This is a genomic window from Mesorhizobium sp. M1142 (assembly GCF_040318565.1).
In the GTDB taxonomy this organism is placed as follows: Bacteria; Pseudomonadota; Alphaproteobacteria; order Rhizobiales; family Rhizobiaceae; genus Mesorhizobium.
Genome location: NZ_JAMYMK010000009.1, coordinates 242931 through 269923, shown reverse-complemented (window position 1 = coordinate 269923; position 26993 = coordinate 242931). Strand labels below are relative to the sequence as shown.

At 63.5% G+C, this 26993-nt stretch carries 20 protein-coding genes; 11 read left to right on the top strand and 9 right to left on the bottom strand.

Annotated features, from left to right (window positions below; all coding sequences use genetic code 11):
- Positions 1-211: 211 nt before the first annotated feature.
- Genes NKH42_RS17500 through NKH42_RS17490 form a run of 3 tightly spaced genes read left to right on the top strand, consistent with a single transcriptional unit; the run spans position 212 to position 3488 of the window.
- On the top strand, positions 212-1513 hold the full coding sequence (locus NKH42_RS17500) for a cytosine deaminase (protein WP_352505728.1): 1302 nt from the start codon (positions 212-214) through the stop codon (positions 1511-1513).
- A complete protein-coding gene (locus NKH42_RS17495) occupies positions 1510-2910 on the top strand; it encodes an FAD-binding oxidoreductase (RefSeq protein WP_502896041.1) in 1401 nt (466 codons plus the stop codon). The genes NKH42_RS17500 and NKH42_RS17495 overlap by 4 nt, the downstream gene beginning before the upstream one ends.
- A complete protein-coding gene (locus NKH42_RS17490) occupies positions 2907-3488 on the top strand; it encodes an NAD(P)H-dependent oxidoreductase (protein WP_352738707.1) in 582 nt (193 codons plus the stop codon). Before NKH42_RS17495 ends, NKH42_RS17490 begins: the two co-directional genes overlap by 4 nt.
- A gap of 6 nt (positions 3489-3494) precedes the next feature.
- Here NKH42_RS17490 and NKH42_RS17485 read toward each other — a convergent pair whose 3' ends face one another.
- From NKH42_RS17485 to NKH42_RS17465, 5 genes are all read right to left on the bottom strand, one after another.
- Positions 3495-5969 (bottom strand): GcvT family protein, encoded by a 2475-nt coding sequence (locus NKH42_RS17485; RefSeq protein WP_352505729.1) that lies wholly within the window; start codon positions 5967-5969, stop codon positions 3495-3497.
- Positions 5966-7147, bottom strand: coding sequence for a pyridoxal phosphate-dependent aminotransferase (locus tag NKH42_RS17480; RefSeq protein ID WP_352753479.1), 1182 nt, complete (start codon positions 7145-7147; stop codon positions 5966-5968). Before NKH42_RS17480 ends, NKH42_RS17485 begins: the two co-directional genes overlap by 4 nt.
- The gene (locus tag NKH42_RS17475) at positions 7147-8046 is read right to left on the bottom strand and encodes a homocysteine S-methyltransferase family protein (RefSeq protein ID WP_352505731.1); all 900 of its coding nucleotides are present in this window, start codon (positions 8044-8046) and stop codon (positions 7147-7149) included. Before NKH42_RS17475 ends, NKH42_RS17480 begins: the two co-directional genes overlap by 1 nt.
- Positions 8043-10496, bottom strand: a complete 2454-nt coding sequence (locus NKH42_RS17470) for a GcvT family protein (RefSeq protein ID WP_352505732.1) — start codon at positions 10494-10496, stop codon at positions 8043-8045. Before NKH42_RS17470 ends, NKH42_RS17475 begins: the two co-directional genes overlap by 4 nt.
- A gap of 76 nt (positions 10497-10572) precedes the next feature.
- Positions 10573-11160, bottom strand: coding sequence for a helix-turn-helix domain-containing protein (locus NKH42_RS17465; protein WP_352505733.1), 588 nt, complete (start codon positions 11158-11160; stop codon positions 10573-10575).
- Positions 11161-11436: 276 nt separating this feature from the next.
- Here NKH42_RS17465 and NKH42_RS17460 point away from each other — a divergent pair, with 276 nt between their 5' ends.
- Complete coding sequence (locus tag NKH42_RS17460) at positions 11437-12135, top strand: nitroreductase (protein WP_352505735.1); 699 nt, start codon at positions 11437-11439, stop codon at positions 12133-12135.
- 21 nt (positions 12136-12156) lie between these two features.
- Here NKH42_RS17460 and NKH42_RS17455 read toward each other — a convergent pair whose 3' ends face one another.
- From NKH42_RS17455 to NKH42_RS17440, 4 genes are all read right to left on the bottom strand, one after another.
- Positions 12157-12744: a sarcosine oxidase subunit gamma gene (locus tag NKH42_RS17455; protein WP_352505736.1), complete on the bottom strand. Its 588-nt coding sequence runs from the start codon at positions 12742-12744 to the stop codon at positions 12157-12159.
- Positions 12737-15733 carry a sarcosine oxidase subunit alpha gene (locus NKH42_RS17450; protein ID WP_352505737.1) on the bottom strand — a complete coding sequence of 999 codons (2997 nt, stop codon included), beginning with the start codon at positions 15731-15733 and terminating at the stop codon, positions 12737-12739. The genes NKH42_RS17455 and NKH42_RS17450 overlap by 8 nt, the downstream gene beginning before the upstream one ends.
- A complete protein-coding gene (locus NKH42_RS17445; RefSeq protein WP_023676536.1) occupies positions 15730-16026 on the bottom strand; it encodes a sarcosine oxidase subunit delta in 297 nt (98 codons plus the stop codon). Before NKH42_RS17445 ends, NKH42_RS17450 begins: the two co-directional genes overlap by 4 nt.
- Before the next feature lie 91 nt (positions 16027-16117).
- On the bottom strand, positions 16118-17377 hold the full coding sequence (locus tag NKH42_RS17440) for a sarcosine oxidase subunit beta (protein WP_352505738.1): 1260 nt from the start codon (positions 17375-17377) through the stop codon (positions 16118-16120).
- Between the two features lie 241 nt (positions 17378-17618).
- Between NKH42_RS17440 and NKH42_RS17435 the strand changes: the two genes are divergently transcribed.
- The 7 genes from NKH42_RS17435 (at position 17619) to NKH42_RS17405 (ending at position 26989) form a co-directional block, all read left to right on the top strand.
- Positions 17619-20108, top strand: coding sequence for a mechanosensitive ion channel family protein (locus tag NKH42_RS17435; RefSeq protein ID WP_352751364.1), 2490 nt, complete (start codon positions 17619-17621; stop codon positions 20106-20108).
- A 154-nt stretch (positions 20109-20262) separates the two neighbouring features.
- Positions 20263-20526: a hypothetical protein gene (locus tag NKH42_RS17430; RefSeq protein WP_254818157.1), complete on the top strand. Its 264-nt coding sequence runs from the start codon at positions 20263-20265 to the stop codon at positions 20524-20526.
- A 268-nt stretch (positions 20527-20794) separates the two neighbouring features.
- Positions 20795-23356 (top strand): GcvT family protein, encoded by a 2562-nt coding sequence (locus NKH42_RS17425; RefSeq protein ID WP_352505740.1) that lies wholly within the window; start codon positions 20795-20797, stop codon positions 23354-23356.
- A gap of 91 nt (positions 23357-23447) precedes the next feature.
- Positions 23448-24296: a DUF1194 domain-containing protein gene (locus NKH42_RS17420; protein WP_352505741.1), complete on the top strand. Its 849-nt coding sequence runs from the start codon at positions 23448-23450 to the stop codon at positions 24294-24296.
- Positions 24297-24408: 112 nt separating this feature from the next.
- Positions 24409-25359 carry an ABC transporter substrate-binding protein gene (locus tag NKH42_RS17415; protein WP_352505742.1) on the top strand — a complete coding sequence of 317 codons (951 nt, stop codon included), beginning with the start codon at positions 24409-24411 and terminating at the stop codon, positions 25357-25359.
- Between the two features lie 71 nt (positions 25360-25430).
- A complete protein-coding gene (locus NKH42_RS17410; RefSeq protein ID WP_352751362.1) occupies positions 25431-26207 on the top strand; it encodes an ABC transporter permease in 777 nt (258 codons plus the stop codon).
- Complete coding sequence (locus NKH42_RS17405; protein WP_352505744.1) at positions 26204-26989, top strand: ABC transporter ATP-binding protein; 786 nt, start codon at positions 26204-26206, stop codon at positions 26987-26989. The genes NKH42_RS17410 and NKH42_RS17405 overlap by 4 nt, the downstream gene beginning before the upstream one ends.
- The last annotated feature ends 4 nt before the right edge of the window (positions 26990-26993 follow it).

The window sequence follows — 26993 nt, the reverse complement described above, 5'->3', positions numbered from 1 at the left end:
TCGACCTCAATGCAAGCCAACGATAGGATGGCAAACTGTTCGCGATGTCCTCGCACAGCTGTTCGCGATGTCCCCGGTCCAAACAGGGGGGAGATTGGACCTCATTTCGGATTTCGCCAATTACTGACGTGGCAAGGCGCGTGCCCCGGTTGAAGCTGCCGATCTCCCCCCTTGAGGGGGAGATGTCCGGCAGGACAGAGGGGAGTGCGGCTTGATACCAGCCTCTGGTCCTTATCATCTTGCAAACGTTCGTGTTCATCAGTCGCTGACGCCAGGACTGGCCGCAGCATTCGATGCCGACGGCTTTGCGCTTACGGATATCGCCGTCGCCAACGGAAAAATCTCCAGCATTGCAGCACATCAGCGATCCAATGCACCGGCAGGCGCCATCGACCTCGGCGGCCGGATCGTCTTGCCCTGCTTCGTCGACTGCCACACCCATATCGACAAGGGCCATATTTGGCCTCGAACGCCCAACCCGGACGGCACCTTCATGGGCGCGCTGAACGCAACGGGCGCCGACCGGGCGGCGCGCTGGAGCGCCGACGACGTTGCCCGCCGCATGGATTTTTCGCTGCGCTCGGCCTATGCGCATGGTACCAGGGCGCTGCGCACGCATCTCGACAGCGTTGCGCCGCAGGAAGAGATCTCCTGGCCGGTGTTCGAGACGATGCGGGATAAATGGCGCGGCCGCATCGAGCTGCAGGCGGCCTGCCTGCTCGGCATCGAGGGCGTGCGCGACAGGAAATGGTTCGAGAGGCTGGCCAAGCGAGTGGCTGCGGCCAACGGCGTGCTCGGCGTCGTCACCTATATGGTGCCGGATCTCGAAGAACTACTTGACCAGGTATTTGCGCAGGCGATCGAGCACGGCCTCGATCTCGATTTCCATGCGGACGAGACCGACGATATCGCGGCGATCTCGCTGAAGAAAATCGCCGAAGCCGCCCTTTGGAACGGTTTCGAGGGGAACATCCTGGTCGGCCATTGCTGCTCGCTGGCGCGCCAGCCCGATCTTGACGTGCTCGACACGCTAGACAAGGTCGCCAAGGCCGGCCTGGCGGTGGTGTCGCTGCCGATGTGCAATCTCTATCTGCAGGACCGGCGCGGCGACAACACCACGCCGCGCTGGCGCGGGGTGACGTTGCTGCACGAGATGAAGGCGCGCGGCATTGCCGTGGCCGTCGCTTCCGACAATACGCGCGACCCGTTCTACGCCTATGGCGATCTCGACATGCTTGAGGTTTACCGGATGGCGACGCGCATCCTGCATCTCGACCATCCCGTCGCCGACTGGCCGCAAGCGGTGACTTCGACGCCGGCCAAGGTGATGCGGCTCGACGGTTTCGGCACGCTTGCCGCCGGAGCGCCGGCCGATTTCGTCGTCTTCAAGGGGCGGAGCTGGACGGAATTGCTGTCACGGCCCGAATCGGATCGCATCGTTGTACGCGACGGCCTGGCGATCGAGCGTCAGTTGCCCGATTATGCCGAACTCGATGATCTGATGGTGGAATGATGGATATTGCGGCGCTCAAGCGCGACCTGTACGGTTTGAAGATCGACGACCATCCGGCGATCGTCCAGCAGAAGAGCCGCGACTTCTACTGGTACAGCCCGGTGCTGAAGCAGCAGCTCGATCACGTCACCGGCGACCTGATCGTGACGCCGAAAACCGAAGACGAGGTCGTCCGCATTCTCGCCGCCTGTCACCGGCATGGCGTGCCGGTGACGCCGCGCGGCAGCGGCACTGGGAACTACGGCCAAGCGATGCCCTTGTCCGGCGGCGTCGTGCTCAATCTCGCCGAGATGAACGCGGTCAAGACGATCGCCCCCGGCCGTGTCGTCACCGACCCCGGCGCCGTGCTCGCCGACATGGACAGAGCGACGCGGGCGCATTCCGGCCAGGAGCTCCGCATGTCGCCGTCGACCTACAACACGGCGTCGATCGGCGGCTTCGTCGCCGGCGGCTCCGGCGGTATCGGCTCGATCCGCTGGGGCGGACTGCGCGACCTCGGCAATGTCATCCGGCTGAGGACCGTGACGATGGAGGCTGAGCCGCGTGTCATGGAGCTCACCGGCGAGGACGTGCTGAAGGTGATGCATGCCTACGGCACCAACGGCATCATCACCGAAGTCGAGATGCCGCTGACCGCCAGCTATGACTGGATCGACGTCATCGTCGGCTTCGACGATTTCATGGATGCGGCCGGGTTCGGCAACGACCTCGCCATCCAGGACGGCATACTGGCGAAACTGATCACGCCGATCGCAGCACCGATCCCCTACGATTATTTCAAGCGCCACCAGCGGTTTTTCCGGCGCGGCCAAAGCATCGTCGTCCTGATGATCGCACCGCATGCGATGGATGCCTTCCTTGCCTTCACGGCGCGCAGCAAGGGCGAGATTGTCTTCCGGGCCGACAAGGAGGCCGATCTCAAAGGGTTGCCGCCGGCCTATGAGCTGACCTGGAACCACACGACGCTGCGTGCCATCCGGGTCGATCCGACGATCACCTACCTGCAGACCCGCTACCCTTCGCCGGACCACCTCGGCCACGTCAAGGCGATGGTCGATCGCTTCGGCGACGAGGTGCCGGCGCATCTCGAATTCATCCGCTTCGACGGCGCCATCGGCATCGCAGGGCTGCCGCTGGTGCGTTTCACCACGGCGGAGCGGCTCGACGAGATCATCCGCATCCACGAGGACAATGGCTGCTGGATCTTCAACCCGCACCGCTACACGCTGGAAGAAGGCGGCATGAAGCGCACCGACGAGGTGCAGCTCGCCTTCAAGCGCGAAACCGACCCGCAAGGGCTGCTCAATCCGGGCAAGATGATCGCCTGGGAAAATCCGGACTATGATTATCGCTCGGGCAAGTCGTTTCTGTTCAAGGGGCTGGAGAACGCGGGTTGAACATCCTCGTCCTCTACGCTCATCCGGTGGAGACCAGCTTCAATGCCGGCCTGCACCGGACCATCGTCGAGCGCCTGAAGGCGGCCGGCCATGTGGTAGACGACTGTGACCTCTATGCCGAGAATTTCGATCCCAGGCTGACGCGCGCCGAACGGATGTCCTATCACGACGAACGCAGCGACGGCGATCCGGCGTCGCCTTATGTCGAGCGCTTGCTGCGGGCCGAGGCGCTGGTGCTGTCGTTTCCGGTGTGGAACTTCGGCTATCCGGCCATTCTGAAAGGCTTTTTCGATCGCGTCTTCCTGCCCGGTGTGTCGTTCAAGCTGGTCGCCGGCAAGGTGCAGCCGTCACTGCACAATATTCGCAAGGTGGTCGCCGTCACAACCTATGGCGGCAGCCGGTTCCGAGCCATGCTGATGGGTGACCCGCCGCGCAAGCTGGTCAATCGGGTGCTGCGCGCGACGATCCAGCCCGGCGGGTCGGTTTCCTACCTTGCGCATTACTCGATGAACCAGTCGACCGAGGGCAGTCGGACCAGGTTCGTGGCGAAGGTCGCGGCCAGGATGGACGCGCTCTGAGGTGCGCTACATCCGCACCCGTGCCGCCTTCGGATCGTACATCGGCTTAAGCGACGCCTCCGCCGCAAAGCGCTCGCCGGCGATCTCGATCTCGTAGGACGACGACAGGACATCCGCCTCGCTCTCGCCCTTGCAAGGCACGTAACCAAGCCCGATAGCGCCGCCGAGATGATGGCCGTAATTGCCCGAGGTGATCGGACCGACGATCCTGCCGTCGCGCAGGATCGCCTCGTTGTGGAAGAGCAGCGGCTCGGTGTCGTTCAGGCGGAACTGCACCAGCCGACGTGATAGGCCGGTTTCTTTCTTCTTCAGCACCGCATCGCGGCCGAGGAAGTCTCCCTTGGCCGTCTTCACGGCAAAGCCAAGGCCGGCCTCCAGCACATTGTCTTCGTCGGTGATGTCGTGGCCGAAATGCCTGAAGGCCTTTTCGATGCGGCAGGAATCCAGTGTGTGCAGGCCGCATAGCTTCAGGCCGACGTCGGCGCCGGCTTCTTCTATAGCCTCGAAGACGTGGGCGGCCTGATCGGTCGAGACATAAAGCTCCCAGCCGAGCTCGCCGACATAGGTGACGCGGTGGGCGCGGGCCAGCCCCATGCCGATTTCGATCTCCTGAAACGTCCCGAACGGGTTGTTTTCGTTTGAAAAATCGTTGGGGCTCACCCTTTGAATCAGCTTTCTCGCATCCGGGCCCATCAGGCAGAGCACGGCTTCGGCAGCGGTCACATCGGTGATGACGACGAACTCGTCGGCAAGGTGTTTTCGCAGCCAGGCTAAATCGCGCTGCAGCGTCGCACCGGGCACGACGAGGAAGAAGGCTGTTTCAGACAGCCGCGAGACGGTGAGGTCGCTCTCGATGCCACCGCGCTGGTTGAGCATCTGGGTATAGACGATCTTGCCCGGCGCCACATCCATGTCGTTGGCGCAGAGCCTTTGCAGGAAGGCGCAGGCGTCGCGGCCTTCGACGCGGATCTTGCCGAACGAGGTCATGTCGAACAGGCCGACGCCGTTCCTGACCGCCAGATGCTCCTCACGCTGGTTGTCGAACCAGTTCTGCCGTTTCCAGGAATAGCGGTATTCGCGCTCCTGGCCGGGCCTGGCGAACCAGTTGGCGCGCTCCCAGCCGGCGACCTCGCCGAACACCGCACCGCGCGCCTTCAGATGCTCATGCAGCGGCGAGCGCCTTATGTTCCGCGAAGTCGCCATCTGCCGGTAGGGGAAATGATCGGCGTAGAGCAGGCCGAGCGTTTCGGAAACGCGCTCCTTGAGATAACGGCGGTTCTTCTGGAACGGCTGAGCGCGGCGGATGTCGACCTCCCAGAGATCGAAAGGCGCCTCGCCGTCATTGATCCATTGCGCCAGCGCCATGCCGGCGCCACCGGAGGAGACGATGCCGATCGAATTGTAGCCGGTCGCCATCCAGTAGCCGGAAAGCTCCGGCGCCTCGCCGAGATAGTAGCGATCGTCGGGCGTGAAGCTTTCGGGGCCGTTGAAGAAGGTGTGGATGCCGGCGGTGCCCAGCATCGGCATGCGGTTGACGCCCATTTCGAGGATCGGCTCGAAGTGATCCATGTCCGCGGGCAACTGGTCGAAGCAGAAATCCTCGCTTATGCCGTTCATGCCCCACGGCTTGGCTACCGGTTCGAAAGCGCCGAGCATCATCTTGCCGGCATCTTCCTTGTAGTAGGCGCACTCGTCCGGGACGCGCAGCACCGGCAGGCGGGAAAGCCCGGCGATCGGTTCGGTGACGAGATAGAAATGTTCGCAGGCGTGCAACGGGATGGTGACGCCATTCTGGGCGCCAAGCTCGCGTGCCCACATGCCGGCGCAGTTGACGACGATGTCGGTATCGATCGTGCCTTGCTCGTCGCCCTGCGCCCAAGACACTCCGGTGACGCGGCCGGCCCTGGTATGGACCTTGGTCACCTTCACATTCTCGACGATCGTCGCACCACGCTGGCGCGCGCCCTTGGCCAAGGCCATGGCGATGTTGGCGGGGTCGCACTGGCCGTCGAGCGGCAGATGCACGGCGCCGACCACATCGGATACATTGAGATGCGGGTACATCTGCTTGACTTCACGTGGCGAAATCTCGCGCACGTCGACATCGAAGGCGCGGGCGAGAGACGCCTGCCGATAGATCTCGTGCTTGCGCTCCTCGGTCAGCGCCACGGTGATCGAGCCGACCTGGCGCATGCCGGTGCCGACATCGGTCTCGGCCTCGAGCTTGACGTAGAGGTCGGCCGAATATTTCGCCAGCCGCGTCATGTTCTGCGAGCCGCGCAATTGGCCGATCAGGCCGGCAGCGTGCCATGTTGTGCCTGACGTCAGCTGCTTGCGCTCGAGCAGCACGATATCGGTCCAGCCGAGTTTGGCCAGATGATAGGCGACCGAACAACCGGAGACGCCGCCGCCGATGATGACCGCCCTTGCTTTGGGAGGAATGGCCTTAGTCGGAATGGCTTTGGTGGGCGGGGCGCTCATGCGGCCTCGCGGCGATAGCTGGATGCGAAGCGGCGCAGGCGTGTGGCAGCCTCCATCAGCACCGGCTCAGGCTGGCAGAGGCTGAAGCGGATGTGGCCTGCTGCGGCCGCGCCGAAGCTCGAGCCGGGCATAACGCCGACCTTCTCCTGGTCGAGGAAAGCCCAGGCGAATTTTTCGTCGTCCGGCTCGATCGCCGATATGTCGAGCATCACATACATGCCGCCTTCGGAGCCGCGCACGGTGACGTTGTTCATACCGCGCATGGCATCGAGAACGACGGCGCGCCTCGCGGCATAGCGCTCGGCGATCTCCTCGACGCCGTAGCCGTTTTCGAGCGCCTCGGCGCAGGCGAGGCTGATGAAGGCCGGCAGGCCGTAGGTCATCACCAGATTGAGGTCGGTCAGCAGCGAGATCATCTCCTCGGGCCCGGTCAGCCAGCCCATGCGCCAGCCGGTCATGCCGTGGCTCTTGGACATCGAATTGATGACTAGCGTGCGTTCCGTCATGCCAGGCAGTGAGCGTGGTGAGACGTGCTCGCCGCGGCCCAGCGTCCAGTAGACCTCGTCCGACAGGAGCCAAAGGTCATGCTCGCGGGAGATCTGCGCCAGCTCTTCCAGGCGCTCGCGCGAATAGACGGCGCCCGTGGGATTGTTCGGCGTGTTGATCAGGATGGCGCGGGTGTTCGGCCGAAGGGCGGCGCGGATGTCGGCGGCGCGCGGCTGAAAGCTGTCTTCGGCGGGGGTCTCGACGACGCTGAACTCGGCGCCCGCCGCACTGAAGGTATTCGGATAGGTGGCGTAATAGGGCGCTACGACGATGGCATGGTCGCCCTGGTCGAGAACCGCTTGAATGGCCGCGTAAAGCGCGGCCTGCCCGCCCGGCGTGGCGATGACCTGGTCGGGGCTGGTCGCAACCCCGGTGCACCGCGTCGACGCCGCCGCCATCGCCTTGCGCAGGCGTGGAACGCCGGCAAGCGGCGTATAGTGGTGATTGCTGGCGCGGACGGCCGTCACGCAGGCTTCGATCGTCTCGCCCGGCGTGTCGAAATCATGGTCGCCGACCGACAGCATGATGATGTCCTCGCCAGCCTGCTTGCGCGCCCAGGCAGCGGAATGAACCTCCCAGCCATCCTTGCCCGAAGGCACGATGCCGGAAATGCGCGATGATGGTCTGGGCATTATGCTACTCCCGAAATTTCGTAGCCGGCTTGTTCGAGCCGGTCGCGCAGCGCGGCGATGTGGGCCGGTCCGACTTCGCAGCAGCCGCCGACGATGCCGGCGCCAGCCTCGACCCAGCCGATCGCCTGGCCGGCATAGGCATCCGGATCGAGGTCGTGGCGGGCGTGCAGCACTTCCACGGTGCCGCCATGCTTGAGTGCCTCGACCGAAGTGAAGCCGTTGGCATAGGCGCCGACCGGCCCGCCGAGGGCGATCAGTTCGGGGAGCGCTGCAGCGATCGCCTCGGGCCGGCAGCAATTGATCAGCCGGGCCGCGACGGGCAGGCCGTCGAGAGCGCTTGCCGCCGCCGCAATGGCTTCGCCGCTGCGCAGGCGCGGCGCGCCGCGGTCGGCGAGCGTCCACGACACCCATACAGGCTTGCCGCTTTCCGATGCCGCGGTGACGGCGGCGCGCGCCTCTTCGGCCGACGCCATGGTTTCGCACAGAAACAGATCGACGCCGTCCGCCTGCTCGGCAACGATACGGCGATAGACGTCGAGCGTATCCTGGAAGGATATCGTCAGCGCTGGCGCATAGCTGCCGAACAGCGGCGACAGGCAGCCGGCGATCGCCGCGTCGCCGGCCTGGTCGCGTGCTTGCCTTGCCAGTTCGATGCCGCGCTTCTGCAACGGCTTGAACAGCTCTTCCGCGCCTTCGCGCGCCAGCCGCTCCGGCGTTGCGGAATAAGTGTTGACGGTGATGACGCGGGCGCCGGCGCGGATAAATTCGGCATGCAGGTCGCGCACCAGATCCGGTTCGTCGATGAGCACCCTGGCCGACCACAGCGGCGTCGGCTCGGAGCTGCTGCGGCGGACCAGCTCTTGGCCCATGCCGCCATCGGTGAGGATCACTTTCTTCATGCTCTGAGCCTCTCGTTCTTTGGATCCCATAACGGCTCATCCTCCTGCACGACCGCCCGAAAACGTTCGCCGAAGATCTCGACCTCGACCGCCGTTCCCGGCTCGGTCAGGTCGGCGCGCAGCATGCCGAGCGCGATTGACTTGTCGATACGATGACCCCAGCCGCCGGACGTCGTCTCGCCGACGATCCGGCCGTCATGCCACAGCGTCGACATATAAGGCGCATCGCAGTCACCGGGGTTTTCGACGACAAGCGTGACGAAGCGTTTCTTGACGCCCTGCTGCTTCTCGTTCTGCAGCGCTGCCTTGCCGCGGAAGTCAGGCTTGTCCCATCTGACGAAGCGCTCCAGCCCGCCCTGCAGGATCGAATAGGCGGTCGACAGGTCGCCCTTCCAGGTGCGGTAACCTTTTTCGAGCCGCAGCGAATCCAGCGCGTACATGCCGAACGGTTTCAGGCCGTGCTTCTGGCCAGCTGCCCAGACGGTGTCGAAGATCGCTGCAGTATCATCGATCTTGCTGTGGATTTCCCAGCCGAGCTCGCCCGCGAAGGACACGCGCACCAGCTTTGCCCAACGTCCGGCGATACTGGTCTCCTGATGCGTCAGCCAGGGCAGGGTGAGGTCGGCCGCGCAGAGTTCGGCCAGGATTTTTCGCGAGTTGGGGCCGGCGAGGATCTGGGTAGAGTATTCCTCCGTCCTGTCGATCAGCTTGAATGTGGCGTCCTTCGGGATGCGCGATTTCAGCCATTCGAGATCATGCCACTGAGCCACAGCGGCGGTGATCAGCGTCATCAGGTTCTCGTCGTGGCGGACCACCGACATCTCGGTGACGATGCGGCCCTTGTCGTCGGCAAAATAGACGAGGCCGATGCGGCCGGGTTTCGGCACCAGGCCTGTGACCTGGAGGCTGAGCCATTCGGCCGCACCTGGACCATCGAGATTGAAACGGGAAAAGCCCGGCAGGTCCAGAATGCCGGCGGCATCGCGGACGGCGAGGCATTCTTGGCGCACACGATGCTGCCACGGCCCGTCGCGGCGGAAAGTCAGCGTGGCTTGTTCGGAGACGTCGTCACCGGGCTGCGCATACCAGGTGGCGCGTTCCCAGCCATTATAGGCATCGAACTGGGCGCCGAGTGCCTTGATGCGGCCGTGGAGCGGCGACAGCTTGCGGTCGCGTCCGGCCGGCCAGGCATGGCGCGGGAACTGGATGGCGTATTCGTTGCCGTAGATTTCCATGCCCTTGGCAACGCAATAATCCGGAGCCGAGGCGAAGGCGGTGAAACGGCGCGGATCGCAGGACCACATATCCCATTCGGCCTGGCCCTCGGTCACCCATTCGGCCAGCACCTTGCCGGCGCCGCCGCCCTGGGCGATGCCGAAGGTGAAGACGCAGGCCTCGAAGGCGCTGGGCACGCCGGGCATCGGCCCGATCAGCGGGTTGCCGTCCGGCGCATAGGGGATCGGCCCGTTGATGACCTTGGATAGGCCGGCGGTGCCGAGGATCGGCACGCGGGCGACAGCATCGGCCAGGTAATCTTCCAGCCGATCGAGATCGTCGGGAAACAGCTGGAACGAAAAGTCGTCGGGCATCGGGTCGTTGTGGCCGACCCAGTGGGCGCGGCAATTGCGCTCATAAGGGCCGAGATTCATGCCGTTCTTTTCCTGGCGCAGATAATAGGACGTATCGACGTCGCGCAGCAGCGGCAGCTTCTTGCCCTGTTCCTTCGACCAGGCCGCCAGTTCGGGGATTTCCTCGAACAGGATATATTGATGGCTCATCACCATCATCGGCACCTCGCGGCCGAACATCCTGCCGATCTCGGCGGCGCGGTATCCGGCGGCGTTGACGACGATCTCGCAGCGGATCTCGCCTTGCGCCGTCTCGACCACCCACTCGTCGTTTTCTCGGCGCACGCCGGTGACCGGGCAGAAGCGGATGATCTTCGCGCCCATGTCGCGGGCACCTTTAGCCAGCGCCTGGGTCAATTGCGCCGGGTCGATGTCGCCGTCATTCGGATCGTAGAGCGCGCCTTTCAGCTCATGCGTCTCGATGAAGGGGTAACGACGCTTGATCTCGTCGAGCCCGACGACATCGATGTCCATGCCCTGGTAGCGGCCCATGCCCTTGGCGCGCTGGAATTCCTGCATGCGCTCCGCGCTATGGGCTAGCCTGAGCGAGCCGGTGACGTGGTAGTTCATGGGATAGCCGACCTCGTCGCCCAGCCGGCGATAGAGTTCGGTCGAATATCGCTGCATGTTCATCAGCGACCATGACGACGAGAAAGTCGGCACGTTGCCGGCGGCATGCCAGGTCGAGCCGGAAGTCAGCTCGTTCTTCTCCAGAAGCACGCAGTCGATCCAGCCCGCTTTGGCGAGATGATAGAGCGAGGAGGCGCCGACGACACCGCCTCCGATGATCACAACGCGTGCCGTGGTCGGCAAACCGGCCATGTTCTTCTCCGACTATTTGTTTTGATGCATGTCATTGTCCCAAACCGCCACGCACTTTTGGGCGACATGCATTCGTTCAGTAGACAGGCGGCGAAACCACCCAGATGACGACAGCCGGCTCGGCTCCAGGATTGCGCCAGCGGAACGGCTTGCCGTCGAAGCGGAAGGAGTCGCCTTCGCCAAGCCGGTGCCAGACGCCAGCAATTTCGATGTCGAAGCTGCCGGAAGCGACGTAGCCGGCTTCCTCGGTCGGCCGGCGCGCCTCGGTCTTCAGCTCGGCACCCGGGGCGAAGGCCGAACGCAGCATCTCGAAGCTACCGCCGAGATCGGGCGACAGCAGCTCCTCCACCAGGCCAGAATCGCTTGTGCCAAGCACGCGTCGGCTGCCGGCGCGCACGACCACGCCGCGCTCGGTCTCGACAGGCACGTCATGGCTGAAGAACAGGCTGACCGGCACGCCGAACAATTCGGCGAAGGCTCTGAGGTCGCCGAGCGACGGGATCGACAGGCCGCGCTCGACCTGGCTGACCCAGCCGACGGAGCGGCCGAGCTTGAGGCCGGTCTCGGCAAGCGTCAGTCCGCGCGCCTTGCGCAAGGCGCGGATGTCGCCGGCCAGCAGCCGTTCGCCGCTGTCTTGTTCCGATCTGGCCGCGGTTGAGGGCAAAGCTGTCCCTGTTTCGGTGAAAAATTCCCAGCAAATTTCATGTGACGGCACGTTTGTGAAAAAATCAAGAGGATTTTCATGCGCCCACAAGATTTACTTGCGCCATTTTGACGGTTCGGGCAAAGGCTCGGCGCACGAGCGGCGAGTGGGGCGTCCGGTCGAGGCGGATAGGCTTATCGGGCGTTCAAAAAGACGCGCAAGGATGCTCCATCACTTCTAGTCGGCGCATGATCCTTCCGGAGAATCGGGTTCGGGATCATACGCAAAGGGACGGCCATGCTGGAAAACAACTCCCGGATTGCGGCGGCGATCGTCGATGACGCGATCACCTCGCGCCGATCGGTACGCGCCTTCTTGCCCGATATGATCGACGACGAGACCATCCGCGATATTCTCGCCGTTGCCGCGCGCGCGCCGTCAGGCACCAACATGCAGCCCTGGAAGGTCTATGTGACCAAGGGCGAGGTCAAGCAGCGCATCAGCGATGCCATCCTCAGCTCGGGCATCCGCGCCGAAAAGGCGGAATGGGACGAATATCGCTATTATCCCGACCAGTTCTTCGAACCCTATCTGACGCGGCGGCGGGCCAACGGCTTCGGTCTCTACGGCGTGCTCGGCATCGGCCGGCGCGAGGTCGACAGGATGCGCGCGCAGCACGACCGCAACTTCATCTTCTTCGATGCGCCGGTCGGCATGATCTTCACCGTCGACCGGCGGCTGAACAAAGGGTCGTGGATCGACTACGGCATGTTCCTGCAAAACATCATGGTCGCGGCGCGGGGCAGGGGCCTGCACACCTGTCCGCAAGCTGCCTTCGCGCCCTATCACCGGCAGATCAGGCCGGTGCTCAACATTCCCGACGAGGAGATCGTTGTCTGCGGCATGGCGCTCGGCCATGAGGACACGTCCAAGCCCGAAAACGCATTCCGCACCGACCGCGCGCCGCTGGAAGAGTGGGTGACGTTCGCCAGCTAACGTGGCGACGCGCCGGCTGAGTTATTGCACGTCGTAGCCGACTTCCTCGCTGGCGTGGCAGAGTGCCTTCCAGAACGAGCGTGCGAACGAGCGGAACACGTAGATGTCGAACTGATCGGCCGCGGTGCGCTGGATCTGCGCGAAGACGTCGTGATGCATGGTCGAGCGGCCGGCGCCGATCGGGAAGGCCGGGAGCGCGAAGTCGATGGCGAAGAATTTCGCCAGCACCCACTCGGCCTTCGGCCCGGCGATACGGATCGCGGTGCGGCCGTGCGAAAGGTCGGTGACCGTACCGATGGCCGGGGTGACGACATCGGCAAAGGCCGTCGCCAATCCCTCGGCTTCATCGACAACCGTAAATTTTCCCGGCGCAAAGCCGAACACCGACCTGGCGCCGTTCGTCACACCGCCGCCGGCGCCGTCGGGCAAAGTCAGGCCGGTGACCGTATGGATGCCGGCCATCAACGTCTTCTCCTCGCCGGGCCAGGCGGCGAGCTGCAGAATCGACCCCGGCCTAGTTTCGGAGAGGATGATTTCGACGCCGTGCTCGAAATCGCCATGCGAGCCCGGATGCAGCACCGGCTCAAGCGGTGATTGGCGTTCAACCATGCATGCGGCTCCCGTCCGGATCGAAGAAATGGTTGGAGACGATCTCGACCGGCCCGAACCGGTTGCGCAACGGGTCGGAAACGTAGGCACGCGAGCCGCGCCGCGCCTTGCCGCCCTTGACCAGGGCAAGCGCGATATATTTGCCGAGCGCCGGCGAATAGCAGCAGGCGGTGATGTGGCCAAGCGAGCCGTGGGGATTGGCTTCGTCAAGCTGCTCGACGATGTGTGCGCCCCCATTGAGCGGCTGGTTGTCGAGCGAAACAATACCGACGAGTTCCAGGCGGTCGGGTGCGATCAGCCCCTCGCGATCCATCATCGCCGAGCCGATGAACGGCTTCTTCTTCGACAGCATCCAGTCGAGATGCAGGTCGCGTGCCGTGGTACGGCCGTCGATCTCGGCACCGGTGACGTGGCCTTTCTCGATGCGCATGGTGCCCAGCGCCTCCAGCCCGTAGGTCACCAGCCCGAACGGCTTGCCGGCTTCGATGAGCGCCTCCCAGACATAGGTGCCGTAACCGGCGCCGGAATAGACCTCGAAGGCCATTTCGCCGGAGAAGGACAGCCGGCAGATCATCACCGGCACGCCGGCGATTTCGCCGTGGACGATGGCCATGAAGGGCAGTGCGGCATTGTCGACGGCGGTGCCGCTGACGCAAGCAGCCAATATCTGCCTTGCCTTCGGCCCGCCGATGGCGGCACCGGCCCATTGATCGGTTACCGAGGTGACGTGGACCTTCAGCTCCGGCCAGATCACGTCGAGGAAATACTCCAGATGCTGCATCACCTTGCCGGCATTGGCGGTGGTGGTGGTCATCAGGAAATCCTGCTCGCCGAGCCGCCATGTTGTGCCGTCGTCGAAGGCGAGACCGTCCTCGCGCAGCATCAGCCCGTAGCGCGCCTTGCCAACGGCCAGCGTCGAAAACATGTTGGTGTAGACGCGGTCAAGGAATTCCGCCGCGTCCGGGCCTTGCACGGCGATCTTGCCCAGTGTCGAGACGTCGACGATGCCGGCGCTCTCGCGCGTGGCTCTCGCTTCGCGCACATAGGCCTGCTCGATCGTCTCGCCGGGATGGCCATAGATCATCGGCCGGTACCAGAGGCCGGCCGAATACATGGTGGCGCCGTTGGCGACGTGCCAGTCATGCATCGGCGTCAGTCGCTCGGGTTTCAGATCGCCGAAGCGTTCGGCGGCAAGCGAGCCGATCGATACCGCCGAAAAGGGCGGGCGAAAGCGCGTCGTGCCGACCTGCGGGATCGGCTTGCCCAGCGCCTCGGCCATTATGGCCAGGCCTGGTATGTTGGAACTCTTGCCCTGGTCGGTCGCCATGCCGAGCGTGGTGTAGCGCTTCAGATGCTCGACCGAGACGAAGCCTTCCCGATGCGCCAGCCGCACGTCGTCGGCCGTCACATCATGCTGGAAATCGACGAAGCTCTTTCCACTGGCCCTGATCTCGAACACCGGCGCCGGATCGGGATCGCCGGGAGCGGCTTCGACAACCGGCAAGGCCGCCGGCGTGCCGGTTCCGCCCGTCGCGGAAAAACCGGCGGCGCGACCTTCGGCGATCGCCTCGGCGGTGGAGAAACTGCCGGTGAAGGCGCCGGCGCCGATCCATTGCCGTGTTGTAGGTTTCGGCGGCAGGAACGCTTGCAACGTTTCGTTCCATTCCGCCTTGGCGCCGGCCTGGCTGGCCAGATGGATGGTCGGCGACCAGCCGCCCGACATCAGCAGGCAATCGGCGTGGATGCTGCGCGCATCGCCGGAAAGCGCGCCACTCGCCATATCGAAGCGCTGCACCTTGAAGCCGGACAGCGCCTTGCCGCCCTCGGTGGCGATCACCGCGTGGCCAGAAAAGATCTCGGCCTCGGTTTCGCCGGCCAGCTTGCGCATCTCGCTCGAAAGCTCAGGGCGTACGTCGACGATGGCGACGACCACGGCGCCGGCCTTCTTCAGCGCCAGGGCTGCGCGATAGGCGCTGTCATTGTTGGTGAACAGCCCGATCCTGTCGCCGGGCAGCACCCCATATTCATTGGCAAAACGCTCGGCCGCATGCGCCAGGATCACGCCTGGTCGATCATTGCCCGGAAAGACCAGCGGACGCTCCAGCGAGCCGGTGGCCAGCACCACCGACTTGGCGCGGATTGTCCAGTAGCGATGGCGGGGTTCGCCCTTGCCGGGCGTTTCCTTGTGGTCGGTGACGCGTTCGAGCGCAGCGAGCGTGTTGCCGTCATAATAGCCCCAGACCGTGGTGCGCGGCAGCAGGCGGACATTGTCACGGCCTTCGAGCTGGCCAGCGGCGCGCGCCGCCCAGTCGGCGGCCGGCATGCCATCGATCGTCTCGCCCGACCAACTGGCCGAGCCGCCGAAATGCGGCTCGAGCTCGGCCAGGATGACGCGTGCACCCTGATCGGAAGCAGCCCTGGCGGCCATCAGCCCGGCCGGGCCGGAGCCGACTACCAACACATCGCAAAACGCATTCATGCGTTCGTAGCGCGCCGTATCGGGAGCCGTGCCTGCCTTGCCCAGGCCGGCGGCACGGCGGATGAAATGCTCACAGAACATCCAGAAGCGTGTGCCCTTCAGCGGACCGATCACCGGTCCCATGAAGGTCTTGTAGTAGAAGCCGGCCGACAAAAGCTTGCCGCCGAGCTGGTTCACGGCACTGACGTCCCAGGCAAGTGAGGGGAAACGGTTCTGGCTTATTGCGGTCAGCCCGTCATAGATCTCGACCATGGTGGCGGGAATGTTCGGCTCGCGAACCTCGCCCCGCAACACGGTGACCAGCGCGTTAGGCTCCTCGACGCCGGCGGTCAGCACGCCGCGGGGACGGTGATATTTGAACGAACGCCCGAACAGGGTGACGCCGTTGGCCAGCAGCGCCGAAGCCAGCGTGTCGCCGGCGTGGCCGGTATAGGGCGCGCCGTCGAAGGTGAAACGAATGGTCCGCAGCCGGTCTATGAGGCCGCCGGCCTCGGTACGGCGCGGGCTCATGGCTTGTCCTCGGCCCGGTGCCGCGCAACCGAATTGTGATCGCCGCGCGCGAACGCGGTGCTGGAGATCTCGTGCGTCAGCGTGTTGCGCACGACCCTGAGATGGGCGCGGCAGCCGCCGGAATGCTGCCAGATCTCATTGTGGTCACCGGCCGGGTTCAGCCGGTCGTAGACATAAGCGTTCCAGGCGTCGAGATTCTGCGAGGCCGGCTGTGGGCGCTGGCGATTGCCGTCGCCCTGATAGGTGAATTCGATCACGTCGCGCGGGCCGCAATAGGGGCAGGTGATGAGCATGGATCTCTTAAACTTCTCGTTTGACCATGATCTTGTCCGAAAACCGGTTTCCACTTTTCGCTGACGCGGACCTGCGGTTCGGGATCATGGCCTAATGCAGCCGGGGCGTGGCGCCCTGGCCCTTGTCGTCGATCACCAGGCCACGATAGAAGCGGTCGAGCGTGAAGGCCGCGTTGAGATCGTGTGGCTCGTCCTTGGCAATGGTCCAGGCAAAGCACCAGCCGGAAGCCGGCGTCGCCTTGAAGCCGCCATAGCACCAGCCGCAGTTGAGATACATGCCCGGAAGCGGACCGGTGGTGATGATTGGCGAACCGTCCATAGACATGTCGCAGACGCCGCCCCATGAGCGCAGCATGCGGACACGGGCCAGCCCAGGGAACAGCGCCAGCATCTCGCTCATCACCTCATCGACGATCGGCAGGCTGCCGCGTTGGGCGTAGCTGTTGTAGCCGTCGAGATCGCCGCCATAGACAAGGCCGCCCTTATCCGATTGCGACATATAAAAATGGCCCATGCCGAAGGTCAGGACCGTATCGATGAACGGCTTTAGCGATTCCGTGACGAAGGCCTGCAGCACGTGGCTCTCGATCGGCATCGTCTCGATGCCGGCGAGCCGCATGACTTGCCCGGTGCTGCCGGCCACTGCGACGGCTACCTTCTTGGCGCGGATTTCGCCGCGCGTCGTCGTGACGCCGGTGATACGGTCGCCGTCGCGCAGGAAGCCGGTGACCTCGCAGTTTTCGATGATGTCGACGCCGCGCCGATCTGCAGCGCGCGCATAGCCCCAGGCGACGGCGTCGTGGCGGGCGGTGCCGGCGCGCCGCTGCATCAGGCCGCCGACAATCGGGAAGCGCGCGGTGGCCGAGACGTCCAGTGCCGGCACCAGGCGGGCGATCTCCGCCGTAGTCATCAGTTCGGCGTCGACGCCGAGATGGCGCATGGCGTTGCCGCGCCGGGCATAGTCGTCGAGCTGGGCAGGTGTGTGGGCGAGGTTCAGGCAGCCGCGCTGCGAGAACATGACGTTGTAGTTGAGGTCGTGGGCCAGGTTCTCCCACAGTTTCATCGAATGCTCGTAAAAGCGCGTGTTGGCCGGCAGGAGATAATTGGAACGGACCGCTGTGGTGTTGCGGCCGACATTGCCGGAGCCGAGCCAGCCCTTCTCCAGCACCGCGACATTGGTGATGCCGTGCTCCTTGGCTAGGTAGTAAGCGGTTGACAGGCCATGGCCGCCACCGCCGATGACGATCACGTCATAGGACGCCTTCGGGTCGGGCTTGCGCCAGGCCGGCCTCCAGTCCTTGTTTCCGGTCAGTGCGTTTTTGAGAAGCGAAAAGGCCGAATATTCCGCCATTCTTATTGTCATCCATTTCAGGCTTGGCGGCAGACTATAGAGCAGGTGGCCAACGCAAAGCCAAGATTGCGCCATCGCTTTTCGACTCCCCGACTTCGATTGACCGACTCCGATTGGCCGAGTTCGATTGGCCGACTTCGAAAAACGAGACGCCTGGGGTGACTTGCCCCGTGATATGAGCCTCTTTATCAAGGACGTGCTTCAAAACTGCCGATGCCGCCCGCGAGTCACCAGAAAAAACATGTTCTTTCGTTTACTCCGCCTGGTCTTGATTCTTGCGCTTGTCGTCTCGGCGCCGCCGTCGTTCGTTGCAATGGCGCAGGCACTCGGGCAGGGCGCCGCCGGGTTGATCGCAGACCAGCAGAAGGTCATCCAGAGTCTGACGGCCAAAACCGACGGTCTCGAGAAGAAGATACAGCAGGACGGCCAAGACGATGCCACCCTGGTGGAAATCCGTCTGCAATTGGAGGATCTGTCGCGGGCGGCGCTCACCAGCGCGCTAGCGTTCCGCTCGCGTCTCGGCGATATCAACGATCGGATTGAGGTGCTGGGACCTCCGCCGGCCGCGGGCCAGCCGGCCGAGCCAGACATCGTAACCGGTGAACGCCAGGCCTTGGCTTCCGAAAAAGCCGAGATCAACGCCGTTATTGCCAGCGCGCAGAACCTGTCGATCCGCATCAGTGGGCTGATCGAGAAGATCGGCAACATGCGCAGCGAGCTGTTTCGCAATGTGCTTACCAAGCGCTACGTGCTGTCCGATGCGCTTAGCCCCGAAGTCTTTTCCGACGCCAACGCTGAGTTTTCCGGCTTCTGTAAGGCGGTCTCGTCCTGGCTGAGCTTCGCCTTCAAGTTCAAGTTCCAGGCCATTCTTGCCGCGACTTTGATGGCGCTCGCATTCGCTGCAGTGCTTTTTATCGGCGGCCGACGCCTGTTCGGCCGCGTCTTCGAAGCGGATCCTTCCGTCGAGGACCCCTCCTATCTCAGCCGCTTGTCGGTGGCGTTCTGGTCGACATTGCTGCCGACGCTGGCGGTCGGCGCCTTCCTTGTCTCGACGATCTTCTTCTTCAATTATTACAACGTTTTACGCGGTGACATAGGCATCTTCCTGAATTCGCTGGTTGCCGTCACCGCGGTGGTGTTCTGCGTCAACCGCCTGACCAACGCAGCGCTCGAGCCCCGATTGCCGAACTGGCGCCTGATCCCGGTCGAAACCGGCCCGGCGCGCTGGCTGGTGCGGCTGACGACCGCTATGGCCGTCGCCATCGGCATCAACTATTTCCTGTCGGTCGTGAACGACAAGATGGGCTCGCCACTGTCGCTGACCATCGCCAGAAGCTTCATCGCCACCATCATCGTCGGCATCATCCTGATCCTTATGGGCCTACTGAAGCCGTTCAAGGCTCCCGACGGAAGCTGGCGCCCCTGGCCGGCGTGGCTGCGCTACACCGCCATCGCACTAGGCCTATTCACCATCGCATCGGCACTGCTTGGCTATATCGGCCTTGCAATTTTCGTCTCGCTGCAGGTCGTGGTCACCGGCACGATCCTGGTCACCGCCTATATCGGTTTCCTGTCGGCGCGGGCGATCGGCGAGGAAGGCGGGTTCGCCAAAACTTCGATCGGGCGCTGGCTAGCGGCCAATTCAAGCTACGAAGAGACCGCCCTCGACCAGCTCGGGCTTGTCGTCAGCGCCGCCATCAACATCATGATTGTGCTGGTGTTCCTGCCGCTGATCCTGTTGATGTGGGGCTTCCAGCCCGGCGACATTCAGGCCTGGGCCTACAAGCTGGCGACCGGCCTCACCATCGGTTCGGTGACGATCTCGGTCACCGGCATTCTCACCGGCGTTGTGGTCTTCATTATCGGCTATTTCCTGACGCGCTGGTTCCAGGGCTGGCTCGACGGCTCGGTGATGGCGCGCGGCCGGGTCGACACCGGCGTGCGCAATTCGATCCGGCTGGCGGTCGGTTATGCCGGCGTCGCGGTCGCGGCACTGGTCGGCATCTCGGCGGCCGGTATCGACCTCTCCAATCTTGCGCTGGTCGCCGGCGCCCTGTCCCTCGGCATCGGTTTCGGCTTGCAGAATGTCGTCTCGAATTTCGTGTCGGGCCTGATCCTGCTGGCCGAGCGGCCGTTCAAGGTCGGCGACTGGATCGTCGCCGGCGACATCAGCGGCACTGTCAAGAAGATCAGCGTGCGCGCCACCGAGATCGAAACGTTTCAACGGCAATCGGTGATCCTGCCCAATTCAAACCTGATCAACAATGCGGTCGGCAACTGGACGCACCGCAACAAGCTCGGCCGCATCGACATCAAGGTCGGCGTTGCCTATGGCAGCGACGTCAAGCACGTGCATGGCGTCCTGTTGGAGATCGCACGCAGCCATCCGCTGGTGCTGAAGAACCCGGAACCCTTTGTGTTGTTTTCCAATTTCGGCCCGGCCGCGCTCGAATTCGAGATCCGCGTGTTCCTGGCAGACGTTCTTAGTGGCAATATCGTCCAGAACGACATCCGCTTTGCCATCTTCGATGTGTTCGCCGACCAGCATATCGAAATTCCGTCGACACCGCGCGCCGTCGTCGAGACCAAAAAGCACGAGGCCTGGCCGATCGACGACGACAAGATCGAAGTCGAATTCGCCGAGCGGGAACAAGCAAAAGCTCTAGCGGCAGTCGAGGCGAAACGTCTCGCCAAGTCGGGACGCAAGGTACGCAAGCCCGATCCTGACTAGCGTTTGGAGCTTGCCTTCAAGCTTCGGAAATCAATTGCGGCATGAATGCGGCATTCAGTTGCTGTTCAGCTTGCATTGCATATAAGCTCACCTGCAAACGGCGAGAATGCCTTGCGAAATGCAACAGAGGCGGTGGCAACACCGATACTGCAAAATGTGGAAGTCTCTCGTCGCCGCCATCGCTTTTCTGGCCGTGGGCGGTTCGGCCCATGCCGCCAGCGCGGTCAACAAGGACGCCGAGACCCGCACGCTGATCGTGACGGAAGGCGGCGGCAAGACCGAGCTGGCGCTGGCCGCCGGCGAAACCGTGGAATTTTGCCCGAGCGGCTGTTTTGTTACCTTGCCGAATGGCGACCTCGAGGCGCTGACGGGTTCGGAAACCGTCGAGATCTCGGGCGGCGTCGCGCGCATCAAGTAAAGTCGACGCCATGATTTTTGAAGGCCGGGCAAACGCCCGGCCTTTTATTTACTTCCAGTAATCGGCGATGAAGGTATTCACTTTTCTTCGAAGCTGCGCAGAACGGGCTCTAGCAGCGCTTTCGTACCGAGCAGGGTGAAGGCGTAGGTCCAACTGCATTCGACGAGCTGGTGGCGCGGGCTTTTTTGGCGATGTCGCAAACAGGCTGCAAGCGCGCCGCCGCGCCGACCTATAGTCTGCTCGCAATAGCATCTTGGAGTCGCGGGCAATGGCAGGGTTTCCGGAAAAGGCGAAGGTCGTCATCGTCGGGCTGGGCGGCATCGTCGGCGCATCGGTCGCCCATCACCTGATCGAGCGCGGATGGGACGATATTGTCGGCATCGACAAATCGGGCATCCCGACGGATATCGGCTCGACGGCGCACGCCTCCGACTTCTGCTACACGACCAGCCATGATTTCCTGTCGTGCTGGACGACGCTCTATTCCATCGATTTCTACGAAAAGATGGGTCATTACGCCCGCATCGGCGGCCTCGAGGTCGCACGCGTCGGAGACGACGCCCGCATGGCGGAAATCAAGCGCAAGATCGCCTCGGCGAAGGCCTTCGGCACACGCGCCCGCCTGATCGATCCCGCCGAAATCAAGGAAAAATTCCCGCTGATCGAAGAACAGATGGTACAGGGCGGCCTGTGGGATCCCGATGCCGGCCTCGTCATCCCGCGTTCGCAGACAGTCGCCGGCAAGCTGGTCGACCAGGCGGAAGCCTCGGGCAAACTCAAGGCGTTTGCCAACACCTCGGCCAGGTCGCTCGTCATCGACAACGGCCGCATCAAGGGCGTGGTGACCGACCGCGGCACCATCCAGGCCGACTACGTCGTGGTCTGCACGGGCATCTGGGGGCGGCTGATCGCGGAAATGGCGGGCGAGGACCTGCCGGTCATGCCGATCGACCACCCGCTCACCTTCTTCGGGCCGTACACCGAGTTCGCCGGCACCGGCAAGGAGATCGGCTGGCCGCTGCTGCGCGACCAGGGTAATTCGGCCTATATGCGCGATACCGGCGATCCCAAGACCGCCGAAGGCGGGCAGATCGAATGGGGTTATTACGAAGAGACCAATCCGCGCCTTTGCCATCCGCGCGATATTCTCGAGAAAAACGAGGCACGGCTTTCGCCGTCGCAGCGCGATCTCGACATGGAGCAGATCCTGGCGCCGCTCGAGCGGGCCATGGAACTGACGCCGATCCTGGGCGAGCTGGGCTACAATGAGAGCCATTCCTTCAACGGGCTGCTGCAGGTGACGGCGGACGGCGGTCCTTCGATGGGCGAAAGCCAGAAGGTGAGGGGCCTCTGGTATGCCGTGGCGATCTGGGTCAAGGACGGTCCCGGCATGGGCAAGCTCATCGCCGACTGGATGACAGACGGCCGCACGGCGATCGACCATCACGCCATCGACTATTCGCGCTTCTATCCGCACCAGACGAAAGAGCAGTTCATCTGGGACCGCTGCACTGAAACGGCGATGAAGGTCTACAATCCGGCGGTCCATCCGCGCGAGACCTTCTCCAAGGCTCGCAATGTCCGCCGCTCGCCGTTCTGGGAGCGCGAGAAGGAACTCGGCGGCTATTTCATGGAGCTCGGCGGCTGGGAGCGCGCCCATGGCTACGCCGCCAACGAGCATCTGCTCGAGAAATACGGCAACCGGGTGCCGGTGCGCCAAAACGAATGGGATAACCGCCACTTCTGGCGCGTCTCGAACGCCGAGCATCTCGCGATGAGCGAGGATTGCGGCATCGTCAACCTGTCGCATTTCGCCATGTACGACGTCGAAGGCCCGGACCATGTCGCGCTGATGGAATGGCTGTGCGCGGCAAAGATCGGCGGCGACGGCAATATCGGCAAGGGCATCTATACCCATTTCCTCGACGAGGCAGGCATGGTGCGCGCCGACCTGACCGTCATCCGCATGGTCGACCGCTGCCGCGTCATCGACGGCGCCGATGCGGGGCCGCGCGACTTCCAGTACATGCGCCGGACGGCAGAAGACAAAGGCTTCGACGTTACCGTCACCGACGTGACCGAGAAGTACGTGACCATCGGCATCTGGGGTCCGAACGCGCGGGCGACATTGAGCAAGTGCGTGGAAAACCCCGACGGGCTGACGCCGGAGAATTTTCCATTTGCCGCGATCAAGCCCGTCAGGATCGCCGGCAAGGACGTGACCGCCTTCCGCATCTCCTATGTCGGCGAGCAAGGCTGGGAACTGCACATGCGCTACGAGGACGGCCTCGCTGTCTGGGACGCGCTGCGGTCGACCGGCGTGATGGCCTTTGGCGTCGAGACCTATGCCAACAGCCGCCGTATGGAGAAGAGCCTGCGTCTGCAAAACGCGGATCTGTTGACCGAATATAATCTGCTGGAAGCCGACCTTGCCCGACCGAAGGTCAAGGAGGCCGATTTCTGCGGCAAGGCAAAGCATCTGGAATATCGCGCCCGGGTGCACCAGCCGGCCATGCTTTGCACGCTTATCATGACGGACAATACCGATTCCAACGGCGTTCCCCGCTATCCGGTCGGCACGATGCCGGTGATGGACCCGCAAACCGGTGAGACGCTCGTCGACGAGCTCGGCCGCCGCTCCTTCACGACCTCGGTGGCCTACGGTCCGACCCTCGGCAAGAACATCGCGCTCGCCTACCTGCCCTGGGCGTATTGCCAGGAGGGCCGCAAGCTGAACGTCGAATATTTCGGCGAGAAATACCCGGTCGAAGTGGCCGCCGTCGGCTACAGGCCGCTCTATGACCCGGAGAACCTCAATCCGCGCAGCTAACCATCGGGACGGTCGCAAAAATGTGACCGAATGAGCGGCTCTCCACCGGGCTTTCTCTTTGTCGATCGGCGATTTTCGCTTAACGTGCGGCATGTCTGGTTTTGCCAGTGCAAGACATTTCGTCTCGGGTGCCGCCGCGCTGGCGTCGGTGCTATGGCTGACTGCAAACTCCCGCGCCGCCGAGCCGGTCGACGTCGAACTGGTGCTGGCAGTCGACGTATCCTTGTCCATGTCGCCGGACGAGCTTGAAATCCAGCGTCATGGCTATGCGGCGGCGCTGACGCATGACGATGTCCTGCAGGCAATCGGCGAAGGCGCTCATGGCAAGATTGCCGTCACGTATGTCGAATGGGCTGGCGCGACCTGGCAGCAGGTCGTCGTGCCGTGGACGGTGATCGCCAATCGTGCCGACGCCGAGCGGCTGGCAGCGCAGCTTTCCGCTCATCCGCCGGCCAGTGCCAGGCGCACCTCGATCTCCGGCGCGCTGGAATTCGCCAGCGATCTCTTTGCCGAAAGCGGCTTCCAGGGCGTCAAGCGGGTGATCGACATTTCGGGTGACGGCCCCAACAACCAGGGCGCACCTGTCGATATCACCCGCGACGCCGTGATTAAGCAGGGCATCACCGTCAACGGCCTGCCGCTGATGACCAGGGGCGGGTTCACCAGCGCCTACGATGTCAACAATCTCGACCGCTACTACAGCGACTGCGTCATCGGCGGGCCGGGCTCCTTCATGATCCCGGTCAATGACTGGACGCAGTTTCCGGAGGCCATCCGCCGCAAGCTGGTGCTGGAGCTTGCCGGTCCGGCCTCGCCGCAGCGAGCGGCGGAAGAGGCGGCGCATCCGCCATTGGTGCTGGCGCAGGACATCCCCGTCACCGACTGCCTGGTTGGCGAAAAAATGTGGCGCGACCGCAGCTGGATGTACAACACCCGCTAATGGCGAAGTTTGCTGCCGGTGGTGACATACCGCAGTGCAGCATCTGCTTCATTGACAAGCCTGTGCGCGTCTGTGACACAATTCTCCATCCGAACAAAAAAGGGGAACCGACATGAACGGGATCGGAATTCTTGCAGCAAGCTTGACGCTTGCCGTCGGATTGTCCGCGCCGGCCACCGCCGCTACATCGGTCAGCATCGGCATCAGCGGATGGACTGGCTTTGCGCCGCTGACGCTCGCCAAGCAGGCCGGCATCTTCGAAAAGCACGGCCTCGACGTCACCTTGAAGAAGGTGCCGCAAGCCAGTCGGCCCCTCGCCATCGCCAGCGGCGACCTGCAATGCGCCGCCACTACGGTCGAGACCTGGCTGGTCTGGAACGCTAACGGCGTGACGACCAAGCAGATATTCCAGCTCGACAAGTCCTACGGCGCCGACGGCATCGTCGCCCGCAACGACATCAAGACCGTCGCCGATCTCAAGGGTAAGTCGGTCGCGTCCTCGGCGCCGGGCACGTCGCCCTATTTCATGCTGGCCTGGGTGCTCAACAAGAACGGCATGTCGACCAAGGACGTGACGGTCGTCAACCTGGAGCCGGACGCGGCGGCGCAGGCGTTTCTCGCCGGACAGAACGATGCGGCGGTCACCTATGAGCCGTTCATCTCGGCGGTGCGCGAAAAGTCCGACCAGGGCCATATCCTTGTGACCACTCTCGATTATCCGATGGTGCTCGACACGGTCGGCTGCACGCCGGAGTTCCTCAAGGCCAATCCGGATGCGGCCAAGGCGCTTGCCGACAGCTATTTCGAGGCACTTGACCTGATAAAGAGCGACCCGGCGAAATCCTATGAGGCGATGGGCGCCGACGTGAAGCAGTCGGCCAAGGAGTTCGAAGAGTCGGCAAAATACCTGAAATGGGCCGACAAGGCTGAAAACAAGCAGTTCTTCACCAAGGAATTCCAGGACTTTTCCAAGACCGCCGGCGAGCTTCTGCTGCAGATGGGCTTGATCAAGGAAGCGCCCGACGTATCGACATTGGCCGACACCAGCGCCGTCGCCGACTAACCGGCAGGATTGTCGCCCGGCGGCGGCGCGTGCGCCGCCGCTTTTTCATTCCGATCAGAGGACGGTCGAAGATGCCGCGCCCCTTGCATCCGGTCTCGCCGGGCATTCGAACCGTGCTCGGCATTTCGTTCTTCGTGCTGTTCGTGGCGTTCTGGGCGTGGATCACGCTTGGCGGCCACATCAATCGCATTTTCCTTGCCGATCCGCTGTCGATGGTGAGAGACGGTTGGCGGCTGCTGGTCGAGGACCGCTTCTGGCTCGACATCCTTATCACTATCTGGCGCGTCTTCGGCGGGTTCCTGATGGCGGCCATCGTTGCCGTGCCGCTCGGCATCGTGATGGGTGCCTGGAAGCCCGTGGAGGCGTTCCTGGAGCCGTTCGTCTCCTTCGCCCGCTATCTGCCGGCATCGGCCTTCATCCCGCTGCTCATTCTGTGGGCGGGCGTTGGCGAGCTCGAAAAACTGCTGGTGATCTTCGTCGGCTCGGTGTTCCAGATCATCCTGATCATCGCGGTCACAGTCGGCGGAACACGGCGCGACCTGGTCGAGGCGGCCTACACGCTTGGCTCGTCCGACAACGGCATCGTGCGGCGCGTGATCATGCCGGCCAATGCGCCGGAGATTGCCGAGACCCTGCGGCTGGTGCTCGGCTGGGCCTGGACCTATGTCATCGTCGCCGAGCTGATCGGCTCGTCGTCGGGCATCGGCTACATGATCATCAACAGCCAGTCGCGGCTGGCGACAGGGCAGATCATCTTCGGCATCATCGTCATCGGCCTGATCGGGCTGTTGTCCGATTTCGCCTTCAAGGCGCTCAACCGTTGGCTGTTTCCATGGAGCCTGGCGTGAGCAAGCTGGTCATCGAAGGCGTCTCGCGCACCTTCGCCGGTGTCGGCGGTGGGCAGCCGGTCAAGGCGCTGATGCCGACCGATCTGGCGGTCGCCGCCAACGACTTCATCACCATCCTGGGGCCATCCGGCTGTGGAAAGTCGACGCTGCTCAGGATCGTCGCCGGCCTCGAAGCGCCGAGTGGGGGACGTGTTATGCTCGACGGCAGGGTGGTGGACCGGCCCGGTCCAGACCGCGGCATGGTTTTCCAGTCCTATACGCTGTTTCCGTGGCTGACGGTCGCCGAGAACATCGGCTTCGGCCTGCGCGAACGTGGAATGGCCGAGCACGAGCGCAACGAAATCGTCGCTTCTTACGTCGATCTCGTCGGGCTGAGAGGTTTTGAAAACCATTGGCCGAAGCAGCTTTCCGGCGGCATGCAGCAGCGCACCGCGATTGCCAGGGCACTGGCCAACGATCCGGAGATCCTGCTGCTCGACGAGCCGTTCGGAGCACTCGACAACCAGACCCGAGGGCTGATGCAGGAGCTGCTTCTCGGCATATGGGAGCGCCGGCAAAAAACGGTGCTGTTCGTCACCCACGACATCGAGGAGGCGATCTTCATGGCGTCGCGCGTGGTGGTAATGACGGCGCGGCCCGGCCGCATCAAGTCGGACGTTGCCGTCGACCTGCCGCATCCGCGCCACTACACGCTGAAGACCAGCCCGGAGTTTTCGGCACTGAAGGCGCGGCTGACGGAAGATATCCGCGTCGAGGCGATGCGCACGGCCGAAGTGCATTGACTCG

Coding starts and splice junctions, on each gene's coding strand:
- NKH42_RS17410 (WP_352751362.1), top strand. CDS start 25,431: ATGCCGCGCCCCTTGCATCCGGTCTCGCCGGGCATTCGAACCGTGCTC.
- NKH42_RS17420 (WP_352505741.1), top strand. CDS start 23,448: ATGTCTGGTTTTGCCAGTGCAAGACATTTCGTCTCGGGTGCCGCCGCG.
- NKH42_RS17480 (WP_352753479.1), bottom strand. CDS start 7,147: ATGCCCAGACCATCATCGCGCATTTCCGGCATCGTGCCTTCGGGCAAG.
- NKH42_RS17435 (WP_352751364.1), top strand. CDS start 17,619: ATGTTCTTTCGTTTACTCCGCCTGGTCTTGATTCTTGCGCTTGTCGTC.
- NKH42_RS17470 (WP_352505732.1), bottom strand. CDS start 10,496: ATGGCCGGTTTGCCGACCACGGCACGCGTTGTGATCATCGGAGGCGGT.
- NKH42_RS17455 (WP_352505736.1), bottom strand. CDS start 12,744: ATGGTTGAACGCCAATCACCGCTTGAGCCGGTGCTGCATCCGGGCTCG.
- NKH42_RS17415 (WP_352505742.1), top strand. CDS start 24,409: ATGAACGGGATCGGAATTCTTGCAGCAAGCTTGACGCTTGCCGTCGGA.
- NKH42_RS17460 (WP_352505735.1), top strand. CDS start 11,437: ATGCTGGAAAACAACTCCCGGATTGCGGCGGCGATCGTCGATGACGCG.
- NKH42_RS17485 (WP_352505729.1), bottom strand. CDS start 5,969: ATGAGCGCCCCGCCCACCAAAGCCATTCCGACTAAGGCCATTCCTCCC.
- NKH42_RS17425 (WP_352505740.1), top strand. CDS start 20,795: ATGGCAGGGTTTCCGGAAAAGGCGAAGGTCGTCATCGTCGGGCTGGGC.
- NKH42_RS17450 (WP_352505737.1), bottom strand. CDS start 15,733: ATGAGCCCGCGCCGTACCGAGGCCGGCGGCCTCATAGACCGGCTGCGG.
- NKH42_RS17495 (WP_502896041.1), top strand. CDS start 1,510: ATGATGGATATTGCGGCGCTCAAGCGCGACCTGTACGGTTTGAAGATC.
- NKH42_RS17445 (WP_023676536.1), bottom strand. CDS start 16,026: ATGCTCATCACCTGCCCCTATTGCGGCCCGCGCGACGTGATCGAATTC.
- NKH42_RS17475 (WP_352505731.1), bottom strand. CDS start 8,046: ATGAAGAAAGTGATCCTCACCGATGGCGGCATGGGCCAAGAGCTGGTC.
- NKH42_RS17430 (WP_254818157.1), top strand. CDS start 20,263: ATGTGGAAGTCTCTCGTCGCCGCCATCGCTTTTCTGGCCGTGGGCGGT.
- NKH42_RS17440 (WP_352505738.1), bottom strand. CDS start 17,377: ATGGCGGAATATTCGGCCTTTTCGCTTCTCAAAAACGCACTGACCGGA.